Genomic DNA, 11,507 nt, shown 5'->3' with positions numbered 1-11,507 from the left:
ACTGCGGGTCATGTCTGTTTAGCACCGGATAATCTGATAGGCCATAACCAAAGAAGTGGTAAGGCCATTTTGTCTGTCAAAAAGAGGGATCGCATGATCATCGTCGTCGGAGAAGGCATGCTGGAATTGTCGGGCGGGGCGGACGCGCGCGTGTCGGGCTGGGCGCTGGGCTATGGCGGTGACACGCTGAATAGCGCGGTGCATCTGGCACGGCTGGGGCAGCGCGTCGCGTTCGTCACCGCGCTGGGCACGGATCCGTTCAGCGAGTCGCTGCGCCGCGACTGGACGGAGGAGGGGCTGGACCTGACGCTGGTCCGCCGTGATCCTGACCGGCGGCCCGCCTTGTACGCGATCACCACCGACGCGCAGGGCGAGCGCAGCTTTACCTATTGGCGCAGCGACAGCGCCGCGCGACGGATGTTCGCGCTGCGCGACAATGACGACGTGTTGGCGGCCGCCGGGGAGGCCGATCTTCTGTATTTCTCGATGATCAGCCTCGCGATCCTGCCGCCCGAAGGCCGTGACGCGGTGTTCGCACTGTGCACGCGCATCCGCGAACGCGGCGGACGCGTGGCGTTCGACAGCAATTACCGCGCCGCACTGTGGGAAAGCGATGCCGTGGCGCGCGCGGTCCATGCGCGCGCGGTCGCGGTCGCCGACATCGGCCTGCCGACGCGCGAGGACGAGCAGGCGCTGACGGGGCTCGACGATGCCGTGGCGATCGACGCGTGGTGGCGCGACCGCGGTGTCGGCGAGGTCGTCGTGAAGCTGGGCGGCGAGGGGTGTTTTGCAGACGGCGCGGTCCGCCCGGTGCCGGCGAAGATCGTGCCGGTCGACACTACCGGGGCGGGCGATGCGTTCAACGCGGGCTATCTGCACGCGCGACTGAACGGCGGCAGCATCGCGGACAGCGTGACCGCCGGCCATGTCCTTGCGGGCTATGTCATCGGCCGTCGCGGGGGCATTCCCGCCGCATCGCACGATGCACCCTATGCGACGCTCGCATAAGAAAAGGGTGCGCCGCGCATGACGTGCGGCGCACCCTGAGGTTAGGTCGACATCGGCTATGGGAACGACCGATGTCGACGGGGGAAACCGAGTGATCAGAACTGGAAATTGACCGCCAGTGCATAGGTGCGGCCGAAATAGGCGGTGTAGAGCGGGTCGTTGCGCGTCGTGTCGACCGTCAGCCGGTTGGTCTCGTTGGTGATGTTCGAGACTTCGGCGATCAGCTTGATATGCTCGTTGAGGTTGTACGAGGCGGAGGCGTCGACGAAGATCGAGCTGGCGTTCGACGTCGAGTCCGCGTCGACCGAGCCGCTGGGAACCGCGGTCAGGAACGCGGCGCGATAGTTCACCGTCGACCGGATGCTGAACTTGTCATCCTCGTAATAGAGCGTCCCGCTGGCGGTTTCGGGCGACAGCCCGACCAGCGGTGCGGTGCGCGAGAGCGTCGGCGAGATGACGTAGTTGATGTTCGACCGGACGCGCGTGAAGTTGGCGAGCGCGCCGAAGTTGCGCAGCGCCCCCGGGAGGAAGGTGAAGGGCAGCTGCACGTTCACCTCGAACCCGCGCAACGGCCCGCCTTGCGTGTTGTTGCTGCGCTGGACGGTGAACAGGTCGGTCGGGCGCAGCTGCGTGCCGTTGAGCAATGTGAGCGGCAGCCCGATGTCCTGGAACGCGACCGACTGGCTCGTCGTCTGGATATAGCTTTCGATATTCTTGTAGAAATACGCGAGCGAAATCAGCGAGCCCTTGGCGAAATACCATTCGAGCGCCGCGTCGAACGTGTTGGCGCGGATCGGCTCGAGGAAGGATTGCTGAACGAGGCGGTCTGGATGACCAGGTTCGCCGAGCCCGCGGGGATCAGCTGCCCGTAGGAGGGGCGCGACATGACGCGTGCCACCGACGCGCGCGCGATCAGCTCGGGCGTGACGTCGAGCGCGAGGTTCGCCGATGGCAGCCAGTCCTCATAGCTGCGGCTGATCTCGGAGATCACGAAGCGTGACGGATAGAGCGAGCCGGCGGGCGCGGCCGAGGTGATCGGGCCATAGGTGTCGAGGCTGGTATGGACGTAGCGCACGCCGGCATCGCCGCGCAGCGCAAACGGCAGCGAGTTCGCGGTGTTGAACTTCACCATCGCGTAGCCCGAGCCGTATTTCTCGTACACGCCGCCATAGGTGCCCTTGGCGCACTCGATGCTGCAATAGACGTAATTATCGAGCCCGACCGCGTCGCGGAACTTGTCCGGATCGATCGTCACGAAATCCTGCAGCAGGCCGTCCAGATTGCCGCCAACGCCGCTCGTCACGGTGGTGAAGCTTGAAACGGTGACGCCCGCGGGCAGCGCGAGCGGCGTGTTGGTGGCGAGCTGCCGTTCGCGCGCGGTGTATTTGTTGGTGCGGTACTGGCCGCCAACCTGCAGCGTGAAGTCGGGGGCTGCTTCCCATTCGCCGTTCAGCTCGAACGTCTTGCTGGTGATCGTGTTGCGACGGATCAGGTTCGACAACTGGCCGCGCTGGTCGCCGTTCGCGAGCGGCGGGCCGAACTGGAACAGCGCCGCGTTCGTCGTGTCGATGCCGTAGCCGATCTTGGGAATGTTGGGATTGTCGCGGAAATCGATCGAGAAATTGCGCGTGTCGTTCGGATCGATCGCGACCTGCAGGCGATCGACGTCGAGCCGCGACTGGTTGATGCCCGCCAGGCCAGAGATCCGGACGGTGTCGGAGAAGCGGTGATCGAGGTTCAAATTGACCTGGCGATAGGTCGAGGTGAACTTCTCCTTCTGCATTTCCGATCGCAGGTCGACGCCGTCGAACAGCCCGTGGATCAGCGATCCGTTGTCGTCGACCTCGATCTCGCGCACCGACGTCAGCGGCTGACCGTTGTTCGAGATCGCGCGACCGAACGACCGCGCATCGAAATAATTGTCGAGCCGGTCGACCTTGAACCGCGAATACAGGCCGTCGAGCGAGATGTCGGTATCGTCGCTCGGCTTCCACTGGAGCGTCAGCGTGCCCGCGAGACGTTGCTGCTCCTGGCTGCTCTTCACCGGGCGCGGAAGGCGCGGCAGGAATACCCCGCCGCCGGGGCGACCGTTCACCCCGGTACGGCTCATGATATAGTCATAGGCCGCCGCGGTGCTGGTCCGCGGATTGCCCGTGCTGCAATTGTTCGCGTCCGCGCCGATCGGCGTGCCGTTCGGCTGCGTATAGCCGGACACCGGGTTGGTCGCCGCGCCGCCGCGGAAGGAATAGCCGACCGGGGTGCAGAACGGGAAGATGACGCCGGCATTCGCGGTGCCCGCGGGCTGCGCCTGGCCATAGACCGTGGTCGGGACGACATCGACCGCCGAATAGGCATATTCGTCGATATGCCGCTTCGAATAGGCGATGCTGCCGAGGATGCCGAACGTGTCGCCGAACTTCTTCGAGACGAGCGCGGAGAGGCGCGGATCGGCTTCCTTGCTGATGTCGTTGTAGATGCCGCGCCCGGTGCCGGTGAGGACGAAGTCCTTGCGCTGGTCGAACGGCTTGGGCGCGCGCAGATCGACGGTCGCGCCGAGCGAGCCCTCCTCGACATCGGCCGACAGCGTCTTGCGGACCGAGAGCGCCGAGAAGATCTCGGTCGGAAAGGTCACGAAGTCGAACGAGCGCCCCGTCGCGACGCCGCCGCGAATGTCGCTGCCGCTGACCTGCGACACGCCCTCCATGCCGTTGATGCGGACGCGCGTGAACTGCGAGCCGAGCCCGCGAACCGAGATGTTGCGACCTTCGCCGCCGTCGCCGCGCGAAAGCGCGACACCGGGGATGCGCTGCATCGATTCGGCGAGGTTGGAGTCGGGAAACTTGCCGATATCCTCCGCGACGATGCTGTCGATCGCGGCGGTCTCGTTGCGCTTCTGGTTGAGCGCGTTGTTCAGCGCCGCGCGAAAGCCGGTGACGACGATGTCGGCACTCTCCGATTCGGGCGCGGCCTGGGATGGATCAACGGGGTCGGGTGCGCTGGTCTGGCTGTCCGCCGGCGGCGGTACCTGGCTGCCCGCGGTCTGCTGGGCGATCGCCGGTGCGGCCACTAACAGGCTGACAAGGCTCGTCGAGACGAGCAGCCCGCGCATATTGATGCCTCTGCAGATCACATTCCCTCTCCCCGTAAATCCCCGCGTACAGAAGGCCTGCCGACAGGGATGTTTATGCGTCGGCGTGGTTTTTTCTGTCCGACCAGAGATGCGTAACACTGCAATTTCTATATTACAATATGGAATCATGTGGTCAGGCAATACCGCTGCGGGCAGGACCTGGGTTCGCTTGGATCGTCGTTGGCCGGCTGCAGTGCAGCACTATCGACGGTCCAAGCGCGCCGATGCAGTGCGATACGCCGTGCCGCGTGCGCCATTGTCGGGGACGTGCCGGGACTTCCGGCGTCAGATCGGGCACGCGCCCGATCACTGTGTCAGACCGAGCGGCGCGCCAGCGCGCGGCGGCGCTCGTTCGTGGCGGCGCGTGCGCGCTCGACCGCCTCGGTCTCGGTGACGTGGAGCAGATGGTCGATCACGCGCGCGAGATGGTCGCGCATCGCGAGGCGTGCATCGATCGGCGACCGCGCTTCGAGCGCGCTGAGGATGCGGCCATGTTCGGCCATGCGGCTCTCGGTGCCGAGGCTGCCCGCCTTCGCCAGCACCTCGCGCGCGAGCGGGGAGCGGAACCGCATGTCCCAGAAATCGGCCACCGCCGAGATGATGACCGCGTTGCCCGTCGCCTCGGCGATCGCGATGTGGAACCGGCGATCGGCGTCCTCCGCCGCAGCGGTGTCGTCCTGCTCCATCAACGCAAGCAAACCGCGCAATTCGGCGAGTTGTGCCTCGTTGATCTCGGTCGCGGCGACCGCGGCGACTTCGCCTTCGAGCAGCCGCCGCGCCTCGGTGATCTCGAATGCGCCGATATCGAGCTCGCGGTCGGTATCGGCGGTCGCGGCGGCGAGCACGAACACGCCCGAGCCCTTGCGCGCTTCGACCAGCCCCTTCATCTCGAGCGCGATCATCGCCTCGCGGATGGTCGGCCGGCTGACCTGAAACCGCTCGGTCAGGTCGCGTTCGGCGGGCAGCCGCGAGCCGACGGGAAATATGCCGTCGGCGATGTCCGCGATGATCGCCTGGACGATCTTGCCGTAGAGTTTGCCGCCGCCGTCGGTCACGTGCATCCTTGTCCTCGTCGCCGGCGCACCCGGGCGGTGGCCAGCATCGCCACCTAGTTCGCGTTGTATCGGCGCGCGTCAAGCCTCTGAAGCGGTCATCACGGATAAAATGTCTTACAATCCTATTGCATGTGGCCCGACCACAATTTAAGACCAGATACAGGAGAGGCCGTACGACAGCGACATGTCGGCGGTACATGATGCGAGACGTCCGGAAACCGTCCGGCCGAGGGTTGCCCGATCCATGCTCGCAGAAAAGAGAAAGGGGAGGCGAATGGCTCGAGCGCTCGCAATTCTGACCCTGGCGGTCGCGCCGTTGATGGCGCAGGCGTCGGTCCGCGCGGCACCGGCACAGCAGTCCTCCGGCACGCAGGCCAAGGCGCCGTGGCGCGACGTGACTCCGCGCGAAGGGCTGGCCGGCTGGCGCGCGACGGGCGGCAACGCGACCTACGCGTTCGAGAATGGCGAGCTGATCGGCCGCGCCGAGCCGGGCAAGACCAATAGCTGGCTCGTGTCCGAGGCCCAATATGGCGACTTCATCGTCGAGTTCGATGCGAAGACCGATCCTGCGCTCAATTCAGGCATGATGATCCGCGGGCAGAGCCGCCCGGATTATCGCAACGGCGTCGTGCACGGCTATCAGGTCGAGATCGATCCGTCGGCGCGCGCGTGGAGCGCGGGGATGTATGACGAACAGCGCCGGCAATGGCTGTACACGCTCGGCCGCAATGCGCCTGCGCGGCAGACCTTCCGCTCGGGCGACTGGAACCACTACCGTGTCGAGGCGATCGGCACGCGGCTGCGCAGCTGGATCAACGGCGTCCCCGCGACCGATACCGTCGACGACGTCGATGCGCGCGGGTTCATCGCGTTCCAGGTTCATGCGATCCCCGATGCGGACGCCGCGCGGCACCCCGAGGTGCGGTTCCGCAACGTCCGCGTGATCACCGATGCGCCGGCGCGCTATGCGATGCCCGCGACCGCGCTGCCGCAGCAGGGCTGGCTGAGCAACCGGCTGTCGGCTGAGGAGCAGCGCGCGGGCTGGAAATTGTTGTGGGACGGCAAGACCGGCGCCGGCTGGCGCAGCGCGAAGGGCACGGGGTTCCCGGCGAAGGGCTGGACGATGGCCAGCGGCGTTCTGCGCGTGGACGGCGGCGGCGGCGACATCGTCACGACGCGCGAGTATCGCAATTTCGAGCTGTCGGTCGATTTCAAGCTGACGCCCGGCGCCAACAGCGGGATCAAGTATTTCGTCGATGCGGGGCTGCTCAAGCGCAAGGGCGATGCGCTCGGGCTCGAATATCAGCTGCTCGACGATGCGCGGCATCCCGATGCGAAGATGGGTCGCGACGGCAACCGGACGCTCGGCTCGCTCTACGACCTGATCGCGGCGAAGAACCTGTCCGACCCGTCGAGCCCGGGCAAGCGGATCAACCCGCCCGGCGAATGGAACCGGGCGGTGATCGTGGTGCGCGGTGCGCGCGTCGAGCACTGGCTGAACGGCTTCAAGATGGTCGAATATGACCGCGGGTCGCCGGCGTTCCGCGCGCTGGTGGCGCAAAGCAAATATGCCGCGATCCCCGGGTTCGGCGACGCCGTGCAGGGGCCGATCCTGCTGCAGGATCATGGCGATCGGGTCGAATTCCGGTCGATCAAGCTGCGTGTACTCTAAGGGGGATCAAGCGATGGACCGTCGGACGATGATTAAGGGCGCGGGCGCGACGCTCGGCGTGGCGATGAGCGCGCGCAGCTATGCACGGATCAAGGGCGCGAACGACCGGCTGAGCGTCGCGATCGTCGGGGTGAATGGCCGCGGCCAGGCGCATATGAGCGCGTTCACCAAGGTGCCGAACATCGACATCACGCATTTCTGCGACGTCGACTCGGCGGTGCTGGCCAAGCGCGCGGCGGCGTTCGCGGCGAAGGGCCATGCCGCGCCGCGGACCGAGGGCGATTACCGCAAGCTGCTCGACAACAAGGCGATCGACATCATCACCGTCGCGACGCCCGATCACTGGCACGCCAAGCTGGCGGTCGACGGGATGAAGTCGGGGCATCACGTCTATTGCGAGAAGCCGATCGGGATCGCGCCCGCCGAGGGCGAGGCGATGATCGCCGCGCAGAAGAGCACCGGGCGCCAGCTCCAGGTCGGCAACCAGCAGCGGTCGAGCCCCGAGACGCGGCAGCTGCTCGCACTGGTCCAGGCGGGCGAGCTGGGCGACGTGTACGAGGCGCAGACCTGGTACGCGAATAATCGCGGATCGATCGGCAAGGGGCAGCAGGTCGCGCCGCCCGCGACGCTCGACTGGAACATGTGGCAGGGGCCGCGCCCGCGCGCGGCGTACCGGTCGAACCTGGTGCCGTATAACTGGCACTGGTTCTGGCAATACGGGACGGGCGAGCTGTGCAACAACGCGATGCACGAACTCGACGTCGCGCGCTGGCTGATGGGGCTGGCCTATCCGAAGCAGGTCGAGGCGAAGGGGGCCAAGCGCTTCCACGCGGGGGACGACTGGGAGATGTACGACTCGCTGTCGCTCGACCTGAACTACGATAACGACCGCGTGATTCGCTGGAACGGGCAGAGCTGCAACGCGATGCTGACCTATGGCCGCGGCCGCGGGGTGTTGCTGCTCGGCACCAAGGGATCGGCAGTGGTCGATCGCAACGGGTTCGAACTCTATGACCTGGCGGGCAAGTCGGTCCGGCAGGTGATGGCCAAGGCGACGTCGGAAACGACGGGCACGGTCGGCGAGGGGGTGCTCGACGTCTATCACGCGGGCAATTTCGTCGACGTGATCCGCGGCAAGGCCACCACGCTCAACTCGCCGATCACCGAGGGGCATATCAGCACGACGCTCTGCCACCTCGGCAACATGGCGTATCGCACGAACAGCGTGCTGACCGTCGATCCGACGACGGGCAAGCCGAGCAGTGCCGAGGCGATGAAGCTGTGGTCGGTCGCGTACGAACCCGGCTGGGAGGTCAAGGCCTGACGTGGGCAGCGTCGCGCGGGTCGAGCGCTTCGTCGCGATGGGGACGCGGATCGAGCTTCACGTCTTCGGTGCAGGATCCGCGGATGCGCTCCACGCCGCGCGGCGTGCGATCGAGGGCGTCGACGACGCGCTGACGATCCACCGGCCGTCGCCGACGACCGCGCTCAACGACGAACTGCTCGCCGGGCGCGGCGTCGCGATCGACGATCCGGTGCTGATCGAGGCGCTGATCGCGATCGACGCGGCGCATGCGCTGACCGAAGGGCTGTTCGATCCGGCGGCCGACCGGCGGTTTGCCGGCGCGGGCTGGGGCGATCTCGTGTTCGACCGCAGCACCGCGCGGATCGCCGCGACGCGGCCGCTCGCGCTCGATTTCGGCGGGTTCGGCAAGGGCTTCGCGCTCGACCGCGCGTGCGCCGCGTTGCGCGATGCGGGCGTCGTCTGCGCGTGCCTGTCGGCGGGTGAAAGCTCGATCGCGGTGATCGGGGAGCATCCGCTGGGCGGCGGGTGGCCGTTCGCGATCCCCGATCCGTCGCGCACCGACACGGTGCTGGTCGAGGTCGAGCTGGTCGACGAGGCGCTGTCGATCTCGACGACGGTCGGTGCGGGCACGCAGGCGCCCGAGCGCGCGGCGATGATCCGCCCGACCGATGGCGGGATCGTGATCGCGGCGCGCTGTACCGTGGCGATCGACCGCAGCGGCGGCGTCGCCGAGGCGATGAGCACCGCGTTGCTCGTCGCCGATGCGCCGCGCGCGCGACGGCTGGTCGAGGCCGCGCCGGCGCGGCGGTTCCTGTACGATCTCTCAAAGGCGGCGGCGCGGACCGACGACACCACAAGGATGCAAGCGGCATGACCGACAAGGATTTCGACCTCTCGCGGCGATCGTTCATCGATCGTGTGCTGACGGCGACGGCGGGCGCGGGGATGGCGGCCGCCGCACCCTGGGCCGTGTCCGCAGCCTCCGCCGCGGCGGGCGCCGAGCCGGTCAAGTCGAACCCGGTGCGGCTTGGCGTGATCGGCACGGGCGACCGCGGTCGCGCGCTGATCCAGAACATCGCCAAGTCGCGCAACTGCACGGTCGTCGCGATCTGCGACAGCTATGCGCCGAACCTCGTCAAGGCGCAGCAATGGGCGCCGACCGCGCGGCGCTTTGCCGATCACCGCGCGATGCTCGATGCGCGCGGGATCGACGCGGTGGTGATCGCGACGCCGCTCGATACGCATGCGAAGCTCTGTTTCGACGCGTTCGACGCCGGGCTGCACGTGTGGTGCGAAAAGGCGATGGCGCGGACGATCGCCGACTGCGGCGCGATGATCACGCGCGCCAAGGCGGCGGGCAAGGTGCTGCAGATCGGGCATCAGCGGATGTTCCACCCGACCTATCTCAACGCGCTGAAGCGCGCGCGCGCGGGCGAGATCGGCACGCTGACTCAGATCCGCGCGAGCTGGCACCGCAACAATGCCTGGCGCCGCGTCGTGCCCGCGGATGCGAACGACCGGCAGATCAACTGGCGGCTGTACCGCGACCGGTCGGCGGGGCTGATGACCGAGCTGGCGACGCACCAGCTTCAGGTCGGCAACTGGTTCCTCGACGCGGTGCCGACGCGGGTGATCGGGTCGGGCAGCATCTGTTTCTGGAAGGATGGCCGTGAGGTCTATGACCATGTCGCGCTGATCTACGAATATAGCGGCGGGCGGAAACTGATCTACACCTCGCTGCTCAACAATGCGCGCTATGGCTGCGAGGAGCAGATCCAGGGCAGCAAGGGGACGATCGAGCCCGAGCTGGGGCGGATCTATCAGGAGGTGCCCGCCAAGGTGCTGGCGTTGCAGCGGATGCACAAGGACGTCGCGCGCGGACACAAGCGCACGGTGCCGATCGGTGGCGCGACCTGGTTCCCCGAGCTGCCCGTGACGACGCCCGGCGAGTCGCTCGGCTGGGGTGAATATGACGAGACGATGCTCCAGTTCGAGGGCTTTGGCGAGGCGGTGCGCGCGGGCAAGCCGCTGCCCGGGCTGCTGCGCCAGGCCTATCAGGCGAGCGTCGCGTCACTGCTCGGCGAGCAGGCGATGGACCGCAACCAAGCAATGACCTGGCCGACGAACCTGGTCGCGATCTGAAGGGGATAGAGCTGTGACCGACACCAACCGCCGGGGACTTCTCGGGCTCGGACTGACTGCCGGACTGGCGGCGGGGTTCGCCGCCGATGCGTTCGCGCAATCCGCCACGCGCGGCGATGCGCCGACCGAGGGGGCGGTCGCCAAGCCTGCGCCCGAGGCCAAATACCGCGTGCCGTTCGCGGTGATCGGGATGGACCATAACCATATCTATGGCATCACCGACGCGGTGATCCGCGGCGGCGGCGTGCTGACCGCCTTCTATGCGACCGATCCCAAGCAGATCGCGAGTTTCCGCAAGCGTTATGGCGACATCAAGCTGGCGCGGTCCGAGCAGGAGATCCTCGACGACCGCGCGATCAAGCTGGTGTGCAGCGCGGCGATCCCCGTGCTGCGCGCGCCGCTGGGCATCCGCGTGATGCGCGCGGGCAAGGACTATCTGAGCGACAAGGCCGCGGTCGTGACGCTCAAGCAGCTCGCCGATGTCCGCCGCGCGATCCGCGAGACGGGGCGCAAGTTCGCGATCATGTATTCCGAGCGGCTCGAGGTGCCCGCCGCGGTGATGGCGGGGCAGCTCGTCCATGACGGCGCGATCGGGCGCGTGATCCAGACGATCAACCTCGCGCCGCACCGGCTGTCCGCGCCGAGCCGTCCCGACTGGTTCTGGGATCCGGCGCGCAACGGCGGCATCCTGACCGATGTCGGCAGCCACCAGGCGGACCAGTTCGTCTATCTGACGGGCAGCAAGCGCGCGCAGGTGCTCGCGTCGCAGACGGGCAATTTCGGCAATCCCGCGCATCCCAAGTTCGAAGATTTCGGCGACATGATGCTGAGCGGCGATGGCGGCGCGGGCTATGTCCGCGTCGACTGGTTCACGCCCGACGGCCTGTCGACCTGGGGCGACGGCCGCCTCTTCATCCTCGGCACCGAGGGCTATATCGAGCTGCGCAAATATGTGGATATCGCGGGACGTCCGGGCGGCAACCACCTGCTGATCGCGGACAAGAAGGGGACGCGCTATCTCGATTGTTCGAAGGTGCCGCTGCCGTTCGGGCCGCAGTTCGTGACCGACCTGGTCGAACGCACGTCGGTCGCGCAGGATCAGGAGGGCGCGCTGCTCGCCGCCGAACTCGTGCTGACCGCGGAGGCGCGTGCGACTCCGGCGAAGCGATGAGTGCGCGCTGCGGCGTGGCGGCG

The 11,507-nt window shown here is 67.1% G+C and carries 9 protein-coding genes; 6 read left to right on the top strand and 3 right to left on the bottom strand.

The features are described 5' to 3' along the window. Nucleotides 1-93: 93 nt before the first annotated feature. Complete coding sequence (locus tag QP165_RS07625; RefSeq protein WP_333994902.1) at nt 94-1,008, top strand: sugar kinase; 915 nt, start codon at nt 94-96, stop codon at nt 1,006-1,008. A 95-nt stretch (nt 1,009-1,103) separates the two neighbouring features. Here the strand turns inward: QP165_RS07625 and QP165_RS07620 are convergent, their stop codons facing one another. The 3 genes from QP165_RS07620 to QP165_RS07610 all read right to left on the bottom strand — a co-directional run bounded on the left by QP165_RS07620 (nt 1,104) and on the right by QP165_RS07610 (nt 5,199). Continuing rightward, a complete protein-coding gene (locus tag QP165_RS07620) occupies nt 1,104-1,802 on the bottom strand; it encodes a TonB-dependent receptor domain-containing protein (RefSeq protein WP_333996976.1) in 699 nt (232 codons plus the stop codon). After that, nucleotides 1,745-4,138 carry a TonB-dependent receptor gene (locus QP165_RS07615; RefSeq protein WP_333994900.1) on the bottom strand — a complete coding sequence of 798 codons (2,394 nt, stop codon included), beginning with the start codon at nt 4,136-4,138 and terminating at the stop codon, nt 1,745-1,747. Before QP165_RS07615 ends, QP165_RS07620 begins: the two co-directional genes overlap by 58 nt. A gap of 314 nt (nt 4,139-4,452) precedes the next feature. Next, on the bottom strand, nt 4,453-5,199 hold the full coding sequence (locus tag QP165_RS07610; RefSeq protein ID WP_333994898.1) for a FadR/GntR family transcriptional regulator: 747 nt from the start codon (nt 5,197-5,199) through the stop codon (nt 4,453-4,455). Nucleotides 5,200-5,467: 268 nt separating this feature from the next. Here QP165_RS07610 and QP165_RS07605 point away from each other — a divergent pair, with 268 nt between their 5' ends. The 5 genes from QP165_RS07605 to QP165_RS07585 are packed head-to-tail and all read left to right on the top strand — an operon-like array spanning nt 5,468 to nt 11,484. Then, a complete protein-coding gene (locus QP165_RS07605) occupies nt 5,468-6,865 on the top strand; it encodes a 3-keto-disaccharide hydrolase (RefSeq protein WP_333994896.1) in 1,398 nt (465 codons plus the stop codon). Between the two features lie 13 nt (nt 6,866-6,878). After that, nucleotides 6,879-8,189, top strand: coding sequence for a Gfo/Idh/MocA family protein (locus QP165_RS07600; protein WP_056016849.1), 1,311 nt, complete (start codon nt 6,879-6,881; stop codon nt 8,187-8,189). A gap of 1 nt (nt 8,190) precedes the next feature. Beyond that, nucleotides 8,191-9,045 carry an FAD:protein FMN transferase gene (locus QP165_RS07595; protein WP_333994893.1) on the top strand — a complete coding sequence of 285 codons (855 nt, stop codon included), beginning with the start codon at nt 8,191-8,193 and terminating at the stop codon, nt 9,043-9,045. Further along, nucleotides 9,042-10,313 carry a Gfo/Idh/MocA family protein gene (locus QP165_RS07590; protein ID WP_056016846.1) on the top strand — a complete coding sequence of 424 codons (1,272 nt, stop codon included), beginning with the start codon at nt 9,042-9,044 and terminating at the stop codon, nt 10,311-10,313. Before QP165_RS07595 ends, QP165_RS07590 begins: the two co-directional genes overlap by 4 nt. A 13-nt stretch (nt 10,314-10,326) precedes the next feature. Continuing rightward, nucleotides 10,327-11,484, top strand: coding sequence for a Gfo/Idh/MocA family protein (locus QP165_RS07585; protein WP_333994889.1), 1,158 nt, complete (start codon nt 10,327-10,329; stop codon nt 11,482-11,484). Nucleotides 11,485-11,507: the final 23 nt, after the last annotated feature.

The sequence above is a fragment of the Sphingomonas sp. 22R3R2A-7 genome, from assembly GCF_036856055.1.
Classification (GTDB): Bacteria; Pseudomonadota; Alphaproteobacteria; order Sphingomonadales; family Sphingomonadaceae; genus Sphingomonas.
Note: the sequence above shows the minus strand (reverse complement) of the source record. Positions and strands in the feature narration are given on the sequence as shown.